Source organism: Paenibacillus sp. PastF-3 (assembly GCF_029893135.1).
GTDB lineage: Bacteria > Bacillota > Bacilli > Paenibacillales > Paenibacillaceae > Paenibacillus_AQ > Paenibacillus_AQ nitricinens.
Window position 1 is genome coordinate 91,143 of the sequence record NZ_JARXWM010000020.1, and the last position, 20,525, is coordinate 111,667.

Consider the following 20,525-nt stretch of genomic DNA (forward strand, 5'->3'; position numbering starts at 1 on the left):
CCTCACTCCTCCCCTCTTCCGGTAGCTCTGGCCAGATAGTCAGCATATTGTATCCGGTATACATCTTGGTATGGGCCCGGAACCTCAATTAGCTCCTGATGAGTACCACGCTGCTGAACATGACCTTCGTTCATGACAATGATCTGATCCGCATGTCGCAAGGAGGATATCCGATGGGCAATTATAAGTGTTGTACGCCCATTCATGACCTCCTGGAATCCCGCTTGAATCTCATGTTCCGTTTCCATATCGACCGCACTAGTCGCATCGTCGAGGATGAGAATACGCGGATTCTTAAGCAGGGCTCTTGCGATCGCAATCCGCTGCTTTTGTCCGCCAGAGAGCCCCATCCCGCGTTCACCCACTACAGTGTCATAGCCGTCTGCCATCTCCATGATGAAATCATGCGCCTTTGCCAGCTGTGCAGCACGGATAATCTCCTCCATGCTTACATTTTTCAAACCATATGAGATATTGTTGCGGATGGATGAGGAGAACAGGAATGTTTCCTGGAATACGGTGGCAATCTGTGACCGCAGACTGCGCACACTATATTCTCTAATATCAATGCCATCCAGCGTAATACTCCCTTCATTGACATCATAAGCACGCATCATCAGTTGAGTAATAGTGGATTTACCTGAACCTGTGCCTCCAAGAAATCCGATAATTTCACCTGATTTGGCTTCAAAATGGATGTCAGTAACAGCAGGCATTTTGTTCCCGTACGCAAAGGTGACATGATTAAAGGCAACGTCCCCTTTAACCTCGGAAGGCACCAGTTCACGGGCATCCTCTTTATCCTTCACATCAATTTTTTGATTAAGTACTTCAAGTACACGTTCTCCCGAAGCTTTGGACTGTGTATAGTTATTAATATGAAAGCCTAGCCCCCATACCGGTCCAATGATGTACCAAATCAAACTGAAGAAGGCAACCAATTCCCCTAGTGACATTTTCCCGTTAATGACAAGTGTACCACCTACGCCTAACAGGATAGCTATACTCACCGATGCTAAAAGCTCCATGACAGGAAAGAACTTACTCCAGAGCTCTGCGGCAAAAATCTGATTATTCTTATAACGTTCATTACGGTGTGAGAATTTCTCAACTTCGTGAGCCTCTCTAGCAAACGATTTGACAGTTCGCACACCCGTGATATTCTCCTGTACAGCCGTTGTCAGAGAACTCAGCGCAAGGCGCATCTCTTGGAAGGCCGGATGAATCTTGGACTCAAATCTTAAAGCTACTGCTGCCAGAAATGGCATAGTAATCAAAGTAACCAATGTTAGCTGCCAATTAATGGTGAACATCATAATAGAACCAAAGAACACCATAAAAAACACATTTAGCAACTGAGCAAAACCAAAACCGATAAAGTTCCGAATCGCTTCCAAATCCCCGGTCAGCCGGGACATCAGATCTCCTGTTTTCGCGGTATCATAATAACGGAAAGATAGAAATTGCAATTTCTCATAACAAGCGTTACGTAGCCGATATGCTAGAAAATTACCTAACCGCCCTCCGTAAAAACCATGTGCAAATTGCAGGCATGCTTTTACGATTACTACAGCTAACACACTGAGAGCCAACACAGGCACCTCTTTAAACTTGAGTGGAACAATTACTTCATCGATCAGCTTCCTTAACAAATTGGGGGTTATTAGCCCCACTGCAGTTGCGGCGGCCAAGCATACAATCGAAAGAATTAAATAATGCAGCTTCTCTCGGTAATAGCCTCGCAGTTGCCTGAGAACATCCATATCTCTCCTCCTTAAAGCTTTACGAAGTAAATCTGACCTTCGTAAGCATAGACTTAGCTTTACTTCGTAAAGCTATTTTTTAGCGCTTTCAATTTAGTGACTTTAAGCAGTGTATCATCCCTAATTTAAAGCGGCAAAGGGTAGAATTGAGCGTTTATCCTGTTATTTCGGAAAAAAGACCCATATATAGGTGATAAACGACCATCATTGTCTTAAAATACTCGAGTTTCCTCCTTAATGCTGTTGAATTAAGAAACATCATAATCCTTAATGTGACCGCCCCCTCCAAAAAAAACTTTTATCATGCTTTTTTGCATAAAATTTGGATTTTAGGCCTCTCAAATGAAAACCTCACTTCAATTTCCAATAAAAAAATACGTATACGAGTGACTTGAGCATAAAAGCATCAAGATCACTGCGAATACGTATTTTGTATTACTTATTAGAGTGAAGCCGGAACCTTGATAAATCAAGGTTAACCGATACTTCCCTCCATTTCGAATTTGATCAAACGGTTCATTTCGACTGCATATTCCATCGGCAGTTCTTTGGTGAACGGTTCGATGAAGCCCATAACGATCATTTGAGTTGCCTCAGCTTCTGTTAGGCCGCGGCTCATTAGATAGAACAGCTGCTCCTCAGAAACTTTGGATACCGTTGCTTCGTGCTCAAGAACGATGTTATCGTTCATGATTTCATTGTAAGGAATCGTATCCGAAGTGGATTCGTTATCCAAAATGAGTGTATCACATTTGATGTTCGATTTCGCACCTTCTGCCTGACGGCCGAAGGAAGCAAGACCACGATAAGTCACTTTACCGCCGTGCTTACTAATTGATTTCGATACAATGGTGGAAGTTGTGTCTGGAGCCAAATGGATCATCTTGGCGCCTGCATCCTGATGCTGGCCTTTACCCGCTACCGCGATGGACAGCACTGAACCTTTAGCTCCACGGCCTTTAAGAACAACCGCAGGGTATTTCATAGTCAGCTTGGAACCGATGTTGCCATCGACCCATTCCATCGTTGCATTCTCTTCTGCAACCGCACGTTTAGTAACGAGGTTGTAGATGTTTGGAGCCCAGTTCTGAATCGTAGTATAACGAACGCGTGAGTTCTTCATACACAAGATTTCAACAACCGCACTATGCAGAGAATTCGTGCTATAGATTGGCGCTGTACAACCTTCTACATAATGCACGAAGCTGTCTTCGTCAGCGAGGATCAAGGTACGCTCAAATTGTCCCATGTTCTCGGAGTTAATACGGAAGTAAGCCTGCAAAGGAACTTCACATTTCACACCTTTAGGAACGTAGATGAAGCTTCCGCCTGACCAAACTGCACTGTTAAGTGCTGCAAATTTATTATCGGTTGGAGGGATGATCGTCCCGAAGAACTTCTTAAGAAGTTCTGGATGTTCACGCAGTGCAGTATCGGTATCTGTAAAAATAACCCCTTGATCTTCAAGGCTCTTCTGCATGCTGTGGTATACAACCTCAGATTCATATTGTGCCGAGACGCCGGCGAGGAACTTCTGTTCCGCTTCAGGAATACCCAGCTTATCAAAGGTTTCCTTGATTTCGGAAGGAACTTCTTCCCAGGTCTTCCCTTGTTTCTCGGAAGGTCTTACATAATATTGAATATCCTCAAAATCTAAATCGTCCATATTGCCGCCCCATGTAGGCATTGGCATTTTACGGAACTGTTCAAGTGATTTTAAGCGGAAATCAAGCATCCACTGTGGTTCATTTTTGATTGCTGAAATTTCTTTAACAATTTCGGCCGTCAAACCTTTACCAGACTGGAATATCGACTTATGCTCATCACGGAACCCGTACTGGTATTCTTCCATATCAGGCGCTTTCTTAGCCATGGTGTCAGCCTCCTTGTTCTACTATTATTTATGTTGCTCTTCTTCGTCAATTCCTTTACGAAGTGCGTTCCAAGCCAGTGTTGCGCATTTGATCCGCGCAGGAAATTTATTCACACCCGATAGGGCTTCGATATCTTCATACTCTCCAAAATCCACATCTTCACCCTTCATCAGTAAGGAGAAGTTATCAGCTAGTTCAAGCGCACGTTCAACCGTTTGTCCTTTGATCGCCTCAGTCATCATCGAAGCCGATGACATACTGATCGAACAACCTTCACCGTTATAACGGGCATCTTTTACGATTCCATCCTCTACCTTAAGCTGAAGTGTAATACGGTCACCACAAGTTGGGTTATTCAGTTCAATTTTCAGAGCATCATCTTCAAATGAACCACGATTCCGAGGACTTTTATAATGATCCATAATTACGCGTCTGTACAAGTCATCCAAGTTCATAGCCGAAGTACTCCTTTGTCTTGATTAAAGCGTCCACCAGTCGATCTACATCCTGCTCGGTGTTATACAGGTAAAAGCTTGCACGTGCTGTTGAACTGGCTTCCAGCCAGCGCATCAGCGGCTGACAGCAGTGATGACCAGCACGGATGGCAATACCCTCCGCATCTAGTACTGTAGCGACATCATGCGGGTGAACGTCACCCAGATTAAAGGTGACAACGCCAACCTCACGATTGTGAGGACCATAAATAGTTAAACCATCTATTTCAGATAGACGTTGCTCTGCGTATGCTGCAAGCTGCTTCTCATGGCTGTGAATCGCATCCATGCCGATTTCTTGCAAGAAATCTACTGCCGCACCTAATCCAACAGCACCCGCAATGATCGGTGTGCCTCCCTCGAACTTCCAAGGGAGTTCCTTCCATGTCGATTCGTAGAGACCGACATCATCAATCATTTCGCCACCGAACTCAACAGGCTCCATAGCTTCCAAAAGTGCTCTTTTGCCGTACAAAGCTCCAATTCCAGTCGGTGCTAGCATTTTATGTCCGGAAAGTGCATAGAAATCACAATCCAGATCCTGCATATCAACCTTCATATGAGGTGTGCTCTGTGCGCCGTCTACGACAATTACCGCACCGTTACGATGAGCAATTGCCGCAAGCTCTTTAATCGGATGAGTTACTCCCATAACATTAGATACATAAGCGATAGCAACGATCTTAGTTTTATCCGTAATCGTCTTCTCAGCATCTTGAAGCGTAATCGTTCCGTCAGGTTGCAACGGTATATATTTTAAAGTAGCACCTGTCTTCTTAGCTAGCTGCTGCCAAGGGATCAAATTACTATGATGCTCCATCAGGGTGATGACAATTTCATCGCCTTCACCCACTGCAGATGGCCCGTAAGAAGAGGCAACAAGATTTAGGGCAGTGGTTGTGCCGCGCGTAAAGATGATTTCTTTAGTGCTGCGGGCGTTAATAAACTTAGCTAGCTTCTCCCGGGCTCCCTCGTAGGCATCTGTTGCACGGCTGCCTAGAGTATGGACGCCACGGTGTACGTTGGCGTTATCCCACTCATAATACGACTTGACCGCCTCAATCACTTGACGAGGCTTCTGTGAAGTAGCAGCACTGTCCAGATAGACCAGTGGATGTCCGTTCACATTCTGGTTCAGTATGGGAAATTGCTCCCGGATGGCATTGCTAATCATTGACCTAACTTCCTTTCCACAAGAGATTGGAGCTGATTGCGCAGTCCCTCTAGTGGAATTTGCGACACAACAGGAGCCAAGAAGCCATAGATGATCAGAGTTTCTGCATCATGCCGTGTAATTCCGCGGGACATCAGGTAAAAGACTTGCTCGTGATTGACCTGTCCTACGGAAGCGGCATGGCCTGCTGTAACATCATCTTCATCAATCAGCAGGATCGGATTGGCGTCACCACGGGCTTTTGGACTCAGCATCAATACTTTCTCCGTTTGCTGACCGTCGGCTCTTGTAGCACCTTTCTCGATCTTGGTAATTCCGTTGATGATAGAAGTCGCATTATCACGCATAACCGCACGAGTGATCATGTCACTTGGGGTATTTTTGCCGAAATGCTGAGCTTGAGTAGTGTAATTCAGTTTCTGTGATCCCGTACCCACAGCAATTACTTTAGCATCCGAGCTAGAGCCATTACCTTTAAGCACAGACTTGGTATCACTTGCTGTATCACCATAGTTCATCTCTCCAACAATCCATTCGATCGTTCCGTCATTCTCAACAACAGCGCGGCGGTAAGTCACATCTGTTGTATCCACGCCCAGCTGATGCACTGTAGCATAACGTACTTTAGCGCCTGCACCCACGAATACTTCTACAGCACCATTGTGCAAGCCAGCTTCCTCTTTATCCGACACATAGTTGTCTACGTATGTCAGGGAACTATTAGTATCCGCTACAACAAGAATGTGAGGAACAAACGAAGCTTCCGCATCATCTGTTAACAGCACCGCCTGAAGTGGAGTTTCAACCACTACATTCTTAGGAACATAGAGGAATACTCCACCGTTCCATAATGCTGCATGAAGCGCAGCGATTGAATGCTCGTCAGGTTGAATTGCCTTATGCAGGTACCGTTGTACCAAATCTCCATGCTCTTTAACAGCTGTTTGCAGATCGGTAAAAATAACACCCTGTGCTGCAAGTTCAGGCGCTAGTCGTGTATATACTGCACCAGAGTTACGTTGAATAATCAGACTGCCTTCTTCCTGATCCTTGATCAAGGAGGAAATGGAAGCAGGTGCATCCTTCAGTGAAGCAATGGTTTCGCTTGCTTTGAAGCTACCATAATTGTTCACATTCCAACGATCGATCCGTGTCTTCTCTAATTTAGGCAGTGTCAGAGTAGCTGCCAGTTCAAGTGCTTTCAAGCGGCTTTCTTTCAGCCAACCCGGTTCGCCGCTACTATGCGATAATTCGCTCAAGCGCTCGGCATCCACCGGAAGAATGGTCTGTGTCGTCATAAGTGTTCTCCTCCTTCCTGGCGTTTCTTACGCGTCTTGCCCTACTGTTTCGTCTTCGATTCCGAGTTCTTCTTTAATCCACTCGTAGCCTTCAGCTTCCAGACGTTGTGCAAGCTCAGGACCACCGGATTTGACAATTCTACCTTGCATCATAACATGTACAAAATCAGGTTTGATGTAGTTCAAGAGACGTTGATAGTGGGTAATAACCAGGAAGCCGCGATCTTCACTCCGCATGGAGTTTACGCCTTCGGCAACAATTTTCAAAGCATCAATATCAAGACCAGAGTCAATTTCGTCCAGAATCACGATTTTTGGATCTAGCATCATCATTTGTAGAATTTCGTTACGTTTCTTCTCACCACCGGAGAAGCCTTCGTTCAGGTAACGGTGTAGGAACTCAGGATTCATGTCCAGTTCTTTCATCTTCGCTTCCATAAGACGGATAAAACGAATCAAAGAAATTTCGCTTCCCTCTTCACGACGGGCATTAATGGCAGAGCGCAAGAAATCGGAGTTTGTTACTCCAGAAATTTCACTTGGGTATTGCATAGCAAGGAAAAGACCTGCACGTGCGCGTTCATCAACCGCCATCTCCAGAAGATCTTCACCTTCAAGTGTTGCTGTTCCTTCAGTCACTTCATATTTAGGGTGACCCATAAGAGCTGACGCCAAGGTACTTTTACCTGTACCGTTTGGTCCCATAATGGCGTGAATTTCGCCACCTTTCATTTGAAGGTTAATCCCCTTCAAAATCTCTTTTCCCTCAATCGTCGCTTTAAGTCCCTCAATGACAAAATCTGCTGCCATAATATTATTCCCTCCATTGATCGATTTGCGAAATCAAAAGTTGTATTGAAACAGGATGATCCTGATTCCCAGCACAATTAGATTCTATATCACATTATAATTATTATAAATTGAATCACAATGATTATCAATGATTCTCAACAATTTTATAACAAAGCCTGTTTTTTTACAAATATCTCTTTTTATTTTGCCTATGATATACCGCATAATTTCGCTATTTTTAGCGTTGACTCCAAGTACAACACAATGATGATCAGGTTAACGCAAAAAATAAGACCTCCCGCAGGAAGCCTTATTTCATGCGCTTTATCGTTTAGCTAAGAAAGGAACGCAGCATCCATTGATGTTTCTCAAGATCACCACGAATTTTAATAAACATGTCGGAGGTTGGCTGATCCTTAATTTCCTCAGCAAGCTCAATGCCTTCTGTCAACTCTTCAGAAATAGTAGCGAAGTCTTCAATCAGAGACTGGACCATTCCACGTGTATCCTCTTTACCCGTAGCTTCTTGAATCGTTGCCAATTCCAGATATTCTTTCATCGTCGCAGCGGGACTTCCCTTGATGCTTAGCAGACGCTCTGCAACTTCATCCATTTGCAGCGTCACTTCATTATATAGATCCTCAAATTTCACGTGAAGAGAGAAGAATTGTTCTCCTTTTACGTACCAATGAAAATTATGGATTTTAACGTACAGTACATTCAAGTTAGCAACCTGACGATTCATAATTTGTTCCAATGAAGTTGTATTTACTTTATTAGATGCTTTAGCCATGAGATGATCCCATCCTTATCCTTTATATTTACCGGGCTGCTTAATCCTTCGTCCGGCAGCAACTTGTCTATTCTTAATTTACCCCTTAGCATGTAAGACGAAACAAGAAGTACCCTTCCATAAAATCTCTGTTTCAATTATTCACACTAGAGACGCTCTCTATAATGTTCAATTTGTGATTCTTGCCAAAAAAACACAAGAGGCCATTGGCCTCTTGTGTTTTGGATTTTGTAAGATGGTTCAGTCAGACCATAAGAAGTAAGGCATCCGCACCCGTCATGCCGGGTACGATACCTAGACGCTCCGCTTCAATGGTAACCGACTCCAATGGGGCAGCTAACAGCTGGGACAGCGTACGTACACCAACCGCCCTGGCTGCGATAATATTCCGATCACTGAGCTTTTCATTGAGCAAACCAACATCCAGCGCACCACACATTATATACCCTCGGCTTGTGTTGATTGAGAGCAGCGTTGTTTTCGGAAGCTTAACCTCTACCCCGATCAGCGTATGTTCACCTACGATAATGGGCTCCATAGTAACCAATAGCAGCACCTCCTTTATTCACCAACCACGATGTATATGTATGCTTCACTCCCTGCTGATGTGCAGTTGGTAGTCCTAGGCTTTTCGTAAAAAACACAGTACCTTGGTCCCATTTTCTCTAATGTCAGGTATATGATTATTACTTGTTTAATGTTATAGTTTATTTACATTCTTATAATTGTAAAGAAATGTTCAAACGAAAAGCTGGGGGATCTATGGACGAGAAACTACAACACACAGACGGCAACTATTTATTTAATGTCGACATCCTGATTAATGCCCGTACCAACCCGCTTGCATTGCAATATCTGCTTGAAATGTTGAACAATAATGACAAAATCACAGATTTCAACATTAACTCCGGTCTTGAATTAGGGAGAACCATTGACAGCTTGCTTCGTTCTGCCAAACTAGCCTTGAATCAAAGCTCTGCTCCTCCCACTTCATTTAAGCTGCCTCCAAAGACCGCTAAAAAGCAGCTCAATAAACCGATAGATAAACAGGCAGAATTGCCTGCACAGCAGTCAGCTATTGAGACGCCAGCTGATGCATACGGGAAAATTCGACAGTATATTCAGAACAACCAATTAGTACGCTTACGAGCGAATCGGTACGGAAAACAAGTGTCCATGCCCTGTCGTATTTTAAATTTTGATGAAGCGGCCAACTCAATTAGTGTCTATCACGTGGATGAGAAACAGGTATACAGCTTTAATTTAAATGAGATCGACGAATTCCTGTAAACGTATACGTTACATAAATAAGCATCCGCCCCTAAAAGGAACGGATGCTTATTTATCAACTTCTTTAATTTGATCGCTTAGGATGCCTCTTTGCTGCGTGAGAATGCTTCCACAGCCAAACACAACCAGCCTGCTATGAAGCATACACCACCAATAGGTGTAATCGCTCCAAGCACCTTAATCCCGGAAATACTTAGTACATACAAGCTGCCCGAGAACAAAATCGTGCCTGCTATTAATAGCCTTCCTGCCCAGCGTAACCGGGTGCTTTCTCCCCATTGACCCACAGCCAGCGCTATCAGAATTACACCCAGCGCATGTACCAAATGATACTGTACACCCGTCTCATATACCTTCATATATTCTTCGCTAATAACAGGTTTTAATAAATGAGCGCCAAAAGCGCCTATTCCTACTGCCAGCATTGCTAGCACAGCCCCCCAGGCCATAAGTTTCCGTTGCATGCGATTACAACTCCTTAATATTAGACTTCTTCTATCATAAACGATTACCGATTGCTTTTTCCAGCAGCCATTTACGAATTAGCCACAATCAGGGGTTGCTTTTTTAGCATCAATATGAAAAAGTGGATATAAACAACATTTCATTCTTATCTCTCAAGGAGTGCAACCTATGAACCTTAATTCTCTCTCAAAATCTGACGCGCCTACAGCAGAGGTAGGAAATACCCAACCTGATCTGAGCCAACCAAGTGCTGGTTCGTCGTCTTCGTACCAGAAAGCAGATCATGATCTACAACACTCTGGACCTGGTATTGCTTCTTTCATCATCAGCCTCGTGACCATAATGGGTTATGCAGCTCTCTTCATCTTCATTATTATGAAGGCTTCTTCCATGGTTAACGAGAACTCGAATCTACTAGCCGAATCCTCGCAGTCCATCATGCTTCTTGGAATGACTGTTATTATTCTTTCAGCTCTTAATGTAATTGGTGTTGTCATCGGCATTATTGGACTTTCCATCCGGAAGAGACGTAAAGTGTTCGGTATCATAGGCACAATCATTAATGGTGTGATTCTCTTACTCTTTATGTTGCTTATTACTATTTTCTTAGTCAATGCCGGGACGTTATAACGTTTCTATCAGATTCCATAATAAAAGGGCTGTTCCTGAATTTAATCAGGGCAGCCCTTTTATTATTCCTATAATGATAAAGTTCTTTATTTTGCAAGGGATAGTTTCGAAAGGATCCGCTGTTTAACTGTAGCATCGCCATCCACTGCTTTTTCTACATATTCAAAAACTACAGCATCATCCGTATTTAACTTCTCAAGAACGCTCTCCATACCAGCTGTGATCTCAAAAGCCGTAGGACCTTCTTTGGTCTCAATCTCAACAGAATGACTATCTATTTGTCCGACGTAAACGCCTGTTCCTTTAAGAATTTTGGCTTCTGGATTTGTAGTAGGTTTGGGCGCTGGAGTACTAGGATTCTCTGTGGGTGCAGTTGTACTCGTACTTTCTGTAGGTACGGGTGTGCTTGTGCTCTCCTCTGTTGGTACTGGAGAAGCTGTTGCAGTTGGTTCTGCAGACGGCTGTGCCGAATTATTAGTAGCGCCGCAAGCGGTTAGGGCTAGTGTTAATGCTGCTATTGCAGCTATGGCGGGTAAGGAACGTTGTTTTTTCATGGTGATTGCCTCCTCTATGTTTAGCGGTTATTTTCAAAGTCATTTTGACAAGCCTACTCTATAAACGTTTTCAACTCTGCTAAGGTTTCATAATACATTACTTTTTAATAACTTCCATTTTTTAATAGGCATCCGCCGGATGCAGGCTGAAGCGAGATTAATACAATAGTGTTGAGCCTGATTTATCCCTAAGGAGTGGTCCCCTTGAGAATCGATATCGGCTGCGGATCCAGTAAAGAAGCAGGTTATCTCGGGATCGATCGTATCGCGGGTCCCGAGGTGGATATTGTCTGTGACATTAGCCAAGGCATCCCTTTACCGGACAATACCGCTGAGTTTGTAATGGCTAGTCGTGTACTACCCTATATCGACGATTTATCCGCGGCTATGTCGGAAATTCACAGAATTTGCATCCACAAAGCCATTGTTTGTATTCTGGCCCCGTATGCCCACAGTTTTGTTCATATGTCCAATCCTTCCTTTAAGCAGAAGTTTGATGAATATACTCCGAGGTATTTCACAGGATCCTTTTTTCAGCCCCCGTCCGGTCCAGTATGCCCATCGATTCCTGACTATCCAATCCCTGTGCCGCCGTTCGATTTTCGGTTAATGCGGATGGAGCTTTTCTATCAATACCCTTATGAAGATCCACTTTATGAAACAGAAGAACTAGAAATACTAAAGACGCTTCAAGCCAATGTTGTGCATGAGATCATGTACCATTTCACCGTAATCAAGGCAGAAATTTCTATTCATGAGCTGGAAATGATGAGTAGAGGGCATTACGCTGAACCCCGTGTTCTTATGAAACGCAGGCTAAAATCACACGATAGACAAAATTTCCTATAATTTATTGATGGGACATACAATTATACCCGAATTACATCATAGGCTAACATACAGGTATTAACTGTGCCGTCCTGATTATGGGACGGTACACTTTTTTAAAAGCAAATTAACCTCGAAGGAGGTGAGAATCATTCCACTAGTCGTACGGGCAACGATCAATGCGACCGGTGCTATCACATTTACGGGCAACACACTTGGACTTAGTCGCTCCGATACGGTCGGAGTGCCAGGGACACTAGACAGCATCGGCGGTTTCACTACTGTTAACACTACATCTATTTTTGGCACCTATCCCAATGGAACTACAAGTCTTTATACGAGCAACAGTTCATCCGCTATACTGGTCCTGCCATCAGGCAGCACTGTGCTATATGCAGAGCTGATATGGGGCGGAACCTATATCAATGGAACCGTAAACCTCAGTGCAGCAATAAACAACCCTGTCTCTTTGATAAATCCTGCCGGGAGTACGTTCAGCATAACTCCCGATGCAGCAACTAATAATACTGTTGATTTAGGAAATGGCGCATCTGCATATGTTCGTTCTGCTAATGTCACCAGTATTATTTCACAAGGCGGTGCCGGAACCTACACCACTGGTGGTGTAGTTGGCACGATCGTTATTCCTAGTGATTCCACAGCTAACCATGCGGGCTGGACACTTGGTGTAATCTATCAAAATACATCCTTGCCCTTCCGTAATATGTCCTTACGGGCAGGTGCAATACTTGTACAGGCAACTTCAGCACCAGTCTCTACTACAATAACAGGCTTTGCAACTCCAATTACAGGTGCACTTGGAGGTAGGGCACTATTTAGCGCACAGGAGGGTGATGCGAACCGTTCGGGAGACCAGGCATTGTTCGGGCCTACATCAACAACGCTCGTAGCTTTATCAGGACCCAATAACTTTGCCAACAACTTCTTCGCTTCACAGATTAACAACGATCTAGGTGTACTGGATACCACTGGAACATTCGGAAATCGCAATCAAACAAACGGAAATCCCGGCACCAACATCATCGGTGGCCGACAAGGCTGGGACATTACTAATGTCGACGTGTCAGCCAGACTTGCAAATAATCAGTCTTCAGCGATTTTACAATTAACTACCTCCGGTGATGCTTATGTACTTAATGGAAATGCCATACAAGTAGATATTAATGCACCTAAAATAAACGTTACTAAAAGTGCCAATGTGTCCGGTCCGATTGTCGGAGATACGGTAACTTACACTGTAATCGTCAGTAATACTGGAACAGCGAGTGCGGCTAGCGTCGTTTTATCAGATGCGCTGCCAGCAGGATCGACCTTTGTCACCGGAAGCGTTGTAGTGGCCGGCGTCGCAAGGCCCACCTTTGACATTACAGCAGGAATCTCTTTGGGGTCATTGGCTCTGAGCACTTCAATAACGGTTACATATCAAGCTAAAGTCACTTCATTACCACCAAGTCCGCAGAATATCTCTAACACCGCAAATGCTGCTTTTACATTTCAAAGTGTAGCTGGCGGTTCTATCATGACGGGGGTCATTCCATCCAATACGGTAACTTTACCCGTATATTCGCCCATCCTTAACATTGTAAAATCAGCAAATACTGCAAATGCGACCGTCGGAGATCAAATTACCTATACACTTCAAATCACCAACACTGGTAATATCGGTGCGCTAACAACAGTTACGGATAATATTCCTACGGGGAGCTCTTATGTTGCAGGTAGCTTTACCGTCAATGGATCTCCTGTCGCTGGAAATCCAGCTACAGGAATTGCTATTGGGACGATCGCTGCTGGAGGCAGCTCTACTGTTCAATTTCGTGTCTTAGTCAACAGCCTTCCATCTCCACCGCAACTGGTCGACCAAGCAAGCGCTGCTTATACCTTTCAGGTTCCAGATGGGCGAATTATTGCTGGATCAGCCTCATCCAATACTTTGTCTATTCCAGTGAGACTCCCTAATGTTGCCGTGGTCAAAAGCGCAGGATTTGCAGATGTCGCTGTTGGCGATACACTCCTTTATACCTCCGTTATCACTAACAACGGGATCGAAGCAGTTACTAATGTCATCCTTACAGACACCATACCCACTGGGACTTCACTGGTTTCGGGAAGTGTTACAGTTGCAGGGACGTCACAACCCTCTGCAAATCCAGGAACAGGTATTACTGTTGGTTCAATCGCTGCAGGGAGTTCGGTTACCGTCACCTTTCAGGTCAATGTTATCTCATTGCCTAGTCCAGCACAGCTATTAAACAAGTCTACAGCATCCTACAGTTCAGGAGCCTTTACTGGTATTTCACTTTCCAACACAACTACGACTCCAGTATATCAACCCAGCATTCAAATTGTTAAAAGCTCGAACACCGCTAGTGCAACCGTAGGTGGCAATGTTCTTTATACGTTAAATGTTCAAAATTCTGGAAATATTGGAGCTGCTGTAACCTTAACCGACAATATTCCCTCAGGGGCTACCTTTGTATCGGGTAGTGTGACTGTAAACGGAGTCGCACGACCAACAGATTCTCCACTTACAGGCATTAATCTAGGTACAGTGGCCTTAGGAACTGTTGTGCCCGTAACATTTCTAGTCACTGTCCAATCTCTTCCTTCACCACCTGTTCTGAACAATCTAGCCAGTAGCAGTTACACCTACCAATTACCAAGCGGCAGATCCTTATCCGGAACTAGCCAATCAAACACCGTCAGCATCCCTGTCTCTGCCCCTAATGTTACGCTAAGCAAAACCGCAAGCGTTGCAGATGTCGCAGTCGGAGAGAATCTGACTTACACAATCACAGTGTCCAACACAAGTAGCGTAGCTGTGAGTAACATCGTCGTCTCTGACCCCATTCCTACTGGAGGCACCTTTGTAGCAGGTAGCGTTATTGTTGGCGGCTCATCGGTGCCAGCCGCAAATCCAAATACAGGAATATCTATTAGTAGTATCGCTGCAGGCAACTCTACAACACTTTCTTTTAAAGTGAACGTTTCTTCTTTACCAAATCCAGCACAGTTTGCAAACAGAGCCAGCGCTTCTTTCACCTCCGGTGCCTTTACCGGTTCCTCACTCTCGAATACAGTAGTAACTCCTGTTTATCAACCGATCATTAGTATGGTCAAAAGCGCGAATACAGCTCAGGCATCCGTTGGGGGATCTTTGTCTTACTCGATCCTCATTAGCAATACAGGAAATATTGCAACCACACTACTATTGACTGATACGCTTCCACCCCAAGCTGTATTTAACGCTAATAGTGTAATCATAGGTGGAACACCTTTACCCGGCTACAATCCTGTAACCGGCATTCCTGTAGGCCCATTGGCACCAGGTGACAGTGTGTCCGTAAGCTTTCTGGTCACGATAACTGCATTACCACCTACACAGGTGTTGCTAAACTCCGCTTCAGCAACATATAGCTACACCCTCCCAGATGGGCGTCAACTTGGAGGAAATGTAGTGTCGAATACGCTCTCTGTCCCTGTTTCTGCACCTAACGTCAGTGTCATTAAAAGCGTGAATGCTACTGACGCCGTTACAGGTGATATCCTTACATTCACCTCTGTATTGACGAACAACAGTATTGCTACAGTTAGCAACATCATTCTCAGCGATCCACTGCCTGAGAATGCAGCTTTTATTCCCGGAACCGTAATTGTAGGCGGCATTACCCAGCCGCTAGCAGTTCCGTCCGCCGGCATTCCAATCGGTAGTCTGGGTCCAGGCGCCACAGCTACCGTAACATTCGAGGTGAGGATAACGATGCCGATACCATCACAGATTAATAATCAGTCATCCGTCAGTTTTACATCCGGTGTATTCTCCGGTTCTTCTTCATCTAACATTACTAGCACACCAGTCACTCAACCACAGATCTCCTTATTAAAAAGTGCAGTCGATGGAGATGGAGATGCCGATGCACTGGTTGTAGGTGATACAGTCATCTACACGGTGGTTGTAAGTAATACAGGTAATCTTGCTGCAAATGTAACTTTAACCGATAACATTCCTGTTGGAACTGTCTTTAATCCTAACAGTGTTATTGTAGGAGGCATGCCGCAGCCAGGTGCAGCGCCCGATACCGGCATAGCTGTAGGCAGTGTGGCGCCGGGGGCCAGTATCCCTGTTAGCTTCTCTGTTAATATCGTGACGCTGCCATCACCACAACAAATCAGCAATCAAGCTTCTGCAAGCTTTACCTTTACCCCTCCTGACGGTAGACCTTTAAGCGGAACTGCTGTATCTAATACAGTCACACTACAAGTCTCAGCTCCTAACATCATCGTTGCCAAAAGCTCAACCTCAACTTCCGTAGCGATCGGAGATACGGTCACTTATAACGTAAATATTACAAATAGCGGTATAGAAGCTGTCAATAGCGTAATACTTAATGATCCAACACCAACCGGTGCTGCTTTTGTAACAGGTAGCGTATCCGTGAATGGAGTGCCTTTTCCAAACCTGAACCCTTCTTCGGGGATATCAATTGGTACCCTAGCGCCTGGAGCTTCGACTCTAGTTGCATACAGTGTTATCGTGACCTCTGTTCCTCCTACTGCTTCACTTATCAATAAGGCATCTGTAACCTTTACATCAGGTGTTTTTTCCGGTTCGACTTTCTCCAATACAGTTACCATTCCTGTTTACCAGCCGAACATCTCGGTCGTCAAAACAGCAAGTACGAATAACGCTACAACAGGTGACGCTGTTAGCTACACCCTGACCGTGAGCAACACAGGTAACTATCCGGCAAGCTTAATCATTACGGACAATATTCCTGCGGGTACTACCTTCGTTCCGAATAGTGTACTCATTAATGGACTCCCCTTAGCGCAAGCGGATCCATCTACGGGGATTCCAGCTGGAGTTATTGCACCCGGTGCCACTACTGCAGTAGTATTCACTGTTGATATCACCTCACTGCCCAATCCTCAGCAGTTGGTCAATCAGGGTACCGTAGCCTATAGCTTCACATTGCCTGACGGCCGCACACTTGGTAGTTCCGTCCTATCCAATACAATTACTATCCCTGTCTCTTCACCAAATCTGGCTGTAGTAAAATCTACACCTACCACATCAACAACGGTGGGTGATACGATTACCTATACGGTTACGATTACCAATAACGGAATTGAAACGGTGAATAACGCCGTCTTCACGGATGCCCTTCCTGCGGGTACTACATTTGTATCCGGCAGTGTTCTTGTTAATGGTGTGCCTCGTGCGGGGGGCAGCCCTGCCACGGGGGTAACCTTAGGCAGTATCGCACCAGGGGTAACCGTAACTGTAGCCTTCACGGTGAACACAGTCTCATTGCCGCCTTCAGGTCTACTAAATAACCAGTCAACCGTTAGCTTCACCTCAGGAGTACTCTCTAATGTAGCCTTTTCTAACATTGTATCAACGCCTATTTATTTACCGATTCTAGCCGCAGCAAAAAGCTCCAATACAGTTCAAGCGACCGTCGGTGATACCATAACCTATACAATTAACGTAACCAATACAGGGAATTACGGGGCTTTAGCTACTCTAAGTGATACCATCCCTTCCGGAACGACTTTTGTGCCTAATAGCGTACTTATTCAAGGCGCTCCGGCTCCAGGAGCAGATCCTGCAGCTGGCATTCCACTTGGTGTAATATCCGCAGGTGCAACACTGTCTGTCATGTTCTCAGTACTCATTACAACACTGCCAGCAAGCCAGCAGCTGATAAACCAAGCTTCCGTAGCCTTTGCTTACACCTTGCCTGATGGTCGGACATTTAACAGTTCGATCAATTCCAATTCGACTTCGATTTCCGTATCTTCACCAAATGTCATCGTAACTAAGTCTTCACCAGCTACAGATGCCGTTGTTGGCGATACTATTACCTACAACATGACGGTTACCAATAGTGGAATAGCCAACATCAACAACGTAAATATTAGTGATCCAATACCGGCTGGATCTACATTTGTCACTGGGAGTGTGCTCGTTGATGGTATTCCACATCTTAATGCCAATCCTGCGAATGGCATCTCACTCGGCACCATTGCACCGGGCGTTTCAGTCAATATCTCGTTCAACACTATCGTCAATGTGCTGCCTAATCCTGCTACGTTAACCGACCAAGCTTCCGTAAGCTTCACATCTGGGGCATTCTCAGGATCTTCATTCTCTAATACGCTTGTTATTCCTGTTTATCAGCCTATCATCGTTGTTATCAAAGGTGCGGATAGAACTGCTGCAACTGTCGGAGATACGATTACGTACTCCCTGAATGTAACGAATACTGGTAATCTCACAGCAAATGTAGTCGTAACTGATACGATTCCTAGCGGAGCTATCTTTGTTCCAAATAGCGTACTTGTTAACGGAGTGCCGCAACCAGGATCCGACCCGTCTACTGGATTAAATATTGGAGCAGTTGCTCCGGGAAGCACAATAACAGTGACCATAACCCTTCAGGTTACAGTAGCTTCTCTTCCGTCACCGCAGCAGTTAGTCAATCAAGCTTCATCAACGTTCTCGTTCACACCACCAGATGGTCGTCTACTCACTGGAACTTCAGTTTCGAACGTCTTAATTATCCCTGTTTCTTCTCCGGATGTAAGTGTCGTTAAGAGCACTGCCTCTGTAGATGCTGTGGTCGGCGACATCATCACTTATACAATTGTTGTTACCAATTTGGGAATTTCACCTGTGAATAACGTCATCATGGTTGACCCTATCCCAGCAGGCAGCCAGTTTGTAACAGGCAGCATCACTGTAGACGGAACCCCACGACCTAATGGCAGCCCGGCTTCCGGTATTGCCATCGGAACGATTGCTGCTGGTGCTTCCTCAACCATCACCTTCCAGGTTCAGGTAGTAGCGTTATGATTCCCGGCTCACGTACCCAGCCTGTCGTAACCAATCAATCTATGGTACTCTTCAACTCGGCAGCGGGTGTTGACGGCATTGTCTATTCCAATACCGTTAACACCCCGGTCGTGGGCCCCGTGCTTTCATTGCTGAAGAGTACAGACAAGTCCCATGCCTCATTAGGTGACACTCTAGTGTATACCATTACAGCTTCCAACAATGGGAACACAGAAGCTGTGGTAACTGTGTACGACACTCTTCCAGAGGGTGTATCCTTTATTTCTAACAGCGTGCTTAGAGACGGTGTGCCTCTCCCAGGGGCTACACCGTCTTCAGGCATAACGCTAGGTTCCATCGCTCCACAGAGTCAGGTGAACATCGCCTTTCAAGTCGTTATCATCTCACTGCCTTCTACGCTTGTGCTACAAAATAAAGCACTAGGCCGTTTTTCTTTTGCTACACCGGAGGGAAGAATCATTAACGGGGATTTATATTCTAATTCCGTATTCGTTTCTTTGCTTTCGTATCAGCTCTCTACCTCGTTGACCGCAAGCACTCCGACCTCTTTTATAGGCGATGTAGTTACCTATACATTACGGCTCACGAACGAAGGTAACAGCCTATTAAATCAAATCAGCGCAACGATATCTATTCCGAACGGAGCTGTGTTCATTCCAGGGAGCGTCATTGCAGGTGGAGTCTATTATCCAGAATCAGATCCTATGCAAGGAATAGGAATCGGTCAGCTTGATAAAGACCTAAGTATTGATATTTCTTTTCGTGTTCGAGTGACTGAGATCCCTCCATCCTTGGACCTGACTAATCGGGCAGCTGTCACTTATACCGTCGATGACGATCCCAATATAACCGAGAGTAACACCGTCGTTGTCTCACTTGTTCTGGCAGGTGTCACCATCAGCAAGAGAGTAGATCATGTTACAGCAGCTCCAGGTGACAACCTAAGATATGAACTAACTGTAAGCAACAGCGGGAACTTGGCCGTAAATGCAATCCTGACGGATGCTATTCCTCCCGGCACTCTTTTCGTATGGGATAGTGTTCTGTTAAATGGAGTCATGCAAAAAGGAGCCCGTCCCGCAGACGGCATTCAGCTTGGTACTTTAAGAGGCGGAACTTCAGCAGTCGTAGTCTTTCAAGTGAGCGTCCCCGCAGCTATAAACATTCAGGCCATCGGAGCTGTACAAAACCATGGAAGTGTTCAGTATACTTTTGTACTCCCGGACGGACGAACAGTAAGACAAACCTCTCGTTCCAATACCGTTACTACCTTAATCGTCACACCTGTGATTTCTCTCGAAACTCATGCAAAGCCTACCCTTGTGGAAGAAGGAGAACATGTCCAGTGCTGGGTCTCCCTAACGAATAGTGGGAATTGGCCAGCAAAAATATCCCTTGATCGGCTATCACCGGAGGAATGTCTTATTGATCCTAGCAGTATTGTGATTGACGGAATTCCAAATCCACAATCTTCATTTAACGGTATCTTGTCGCTAGGGACAGTCAAAGGTGCTGCTACTGTAAACATCCATTATTTTGTCAGGGTAAGTGAACATGTAATGATGCGTTTCCTTAAAGGCTTAGTAACCGCTCAATATTCTTTCAATTTGGATGGACGTGAATATGCTGGCAAGAGCCAGTCGAACAGTTATACATTGACCGTGGATGAGATCAGCGAATAAGAAATCAC

15 protein-coding genes are annotated in these 20,525 nt (G+C 45.0%); 5 read left to right on the forward strand and 10 right to left on the reverse strand.

Features of this window, described 5'->3' with window-relative positions:
• Nucleotides 1–2: 2 nt before the first annotated feature.
• The 8 genes from M2444_RS28135 to M2444_RS28170 form a co-directional block, all read right to left on the reverse strand.
• Entirely contained in the window at nucleotides 3–1,763 is a 1,761-nt protein-coding gene (locus M2444_RS28135; protein ID WP_094876189.1) for an ABC transporter ATP-binding protein, read from the reverse strand.
• A gap of 475 nt (nucleotides 1,764–2,238) precedes the next feature.
• Nucleotides 2,239–3,636 carry a Fe-S cluster assembly protein SufB gene (gene sufB, locus M2444_RS28140; protein ID WP_042186357.1) on the reverse strand — a complete coding sequence of 466 codons (1,398 nt, stop codon included), beginning with the start codon at nucleotides 3,634–3,636 and terminating at the stop codon, nucleotides 2,239–2,241.
• A 24-nt stretch (nucleotides 3,637–3,660) separates the two neighbouring features.
• A complete protein-coding gene (sufU, locus tag M2444_RS28145; RefSeq protein ID WP_094870370.1) occupies nucleotides 3,661–4,092 on the reverse strand; it encodes a Fe-S cluster assembly sulfur transfer protein SufU in 432 nt (143 codons plus the stop codon).
• On the reverse strand, nucleotides 4,079–5,305 hold the full coding sequence (locus M2444_RS28150; protein ID WP_094876188.1) for a cysteine desulfurase: 1,227 nt from the start codon (nucleotides 5,303–5,305) through the stop codon (nucleotides 4,079–4,081). Before M2444_RS28150 ends, sufU begins: the two co-directional genes overlap by 14 nt.
• Entirely contained in the window at nucleotides 5,302–6,603 is a 1,302-nt protein-coding gene (gene sufD, locus M2444_RS28155; RefSeq protein ID WP_280788646.1) for a Fe-S cluster assembly protein SufD, read from the reverse strand. Before sufD ends, M2444_RS28150 begins: the two co-directional genes overlap by 4 nt.
• Before the next feature lie 27 nt (nucleotides 6,604–6,630).
• Complete coding sequence (gene sufC, locus M2444_RS28160) at nucleotides 6,631–7,413, reverse strand: Fe-S cluster assembly ATPase SufC (RefSeq protein ID WP_042186351.1); 783 nt, start codon at nucleotides 7,411–7,413, stop codon at nucleotides 6,631–6,633.
• A gap of 313 nt (nucleotides 7,414–7,726) precedes the next feature.
• Complete coding sequence (locus tag M2444_RS28165; RefSeq protein WP_094870368.1) at nucleotides 7,727–8,188, reverse strand: Dps family protein; 462 nt, start codon at nucleotides 8,186–8,188, stop codon at nucleotides 7,727–7,729.
• Nucleotides 8,189–8,432: 244 nt separating this feature from the next.
• A complete protein-coding gene (locus M2444_RS28170) occupies nucleotides 8,433–8,735 on the reverse strand; it encodes a YunC family protein (RefSeq protein WP_094876186.1) in 303 nt (100 codons plus the stop codon).
• A gap of 215 nt (nucleotides 8,736–8,950) precedes the next feature.
• Between M2444_RS28170 and M2444_RS28175 the strand changes: the two genes are divergently transcribed.
• Nucleotides 8,951–9,478, forward strand: coding sequence for a hypothetical protein (locus M2444_RS28175; protein ID WP_280788647.1), 528 nt, complete (start codon nucleotides 8,951–8,953; stop codon nucleotides 9,476–9,478).
• 77 nt (nucleotides 9,479–9,555) lie between these two features.
• Here M2444_RS28175 and M2444_RS28180 read toward each other — a convergent pair whose 3' ends face one another.
• Nucleotides 9,556–9,942: a DUF423 domain-containing protein gene (locus M2444_RS28180; RefSeq protein ID WP_094870365.1), complete on the reverse strand. Its 387-nt coding sequence runs from the start codon at nucleotides 9,940–9,942 to the stop codon at nucleotides 9,556–9,558.
• A 169-nt stretch (nucleotides 9,943–10,111) separates the two neighbouring features.
• Between M2444_RS28180 and M2444_RS28185 the strand changes: the two genes are divergently transcribed.
• Nucleotides 10,112–10,573, forward strand: coding sequence for a hypothetical protein (locus M2444_RS28185; protein ID WP_094870364.1), 462 nt, complete (start codon nucleotides 10,112–10,114; stop codon nucleotides 10,571–10,573).
• 86 nt (nucleotides 10,574–10,659) lie between these two features.
• On the opposite strand, the gene M2444_RS28190 is transcribed toward M2444_RS28185, so the two are convergent.
• Nucleotides 10,660–11,127 carry a hypothetical protein gene (locus tag M2444_RS28190; RefSeq protein ID WP_094870363.1) on the reverse strand — a complete coding sequence of 156 codons (468 nt, stop codon included), beginning with the start codon at nucleotides 11,125–11,127 and terminating at the stop codon, nucleotides 10,660–10,662.
• A 204-nt stretch (nucleotides 11,128–11,331) separates the two neighbouring features.
• Between M2444_RS28190 and M2444_RS28195 the strand changes: the two genes are divergently transcribed.
• The 3 genes from M2444_RS28195 (at nucleotide 11,332) to M2444_RS28205 (ending at nucleotide 20,517) form a co-directional block, all read left to right on the forward strand.
• On the forward strand, nucleotides 11,332–11,976 hold the full coding sequence (locus M2444_RS28195) for a methyltransferase domain-containing protein (RefSeq protein WP_094876185.1): 645 nt from the start codon (nucleotides 11,332–11,334) through the stop codon (nucleotides 11,974–11,976).
• Between the two features lie 121 nt (nucleotides 11,977–12,097).
• Nucleotides 12,098–18,835: a DUF7507 domain-containing protein gene (locus tag M2444_RS28200; RefSeq protein ID WP_280788648.1), complete on the forward strand. Its 6,738-nt coding sequence runs from the start codon at nucleotides 12,098–12,100 to the stop codon at nucleotides 18,833–18,835.
• On the forward strand, nucleotides 18,832–20,517 hold the full coding sequence (locus M2444_RS28205; RefSeq protein ID WP_280788649.1) for a DUF11 domain-containing protein: 1,686 nt from the start codon (nucleotides 18,832–18,834) through the stop codon (nucleotides 20,515–20,517). Before M2444_RS28200 ends, M2444_RS28205 begins: the two co-directional genes overlap by 4 nt.
• Nucleotides 20,518–20,525: the final 8 nt, after the last annotated feature.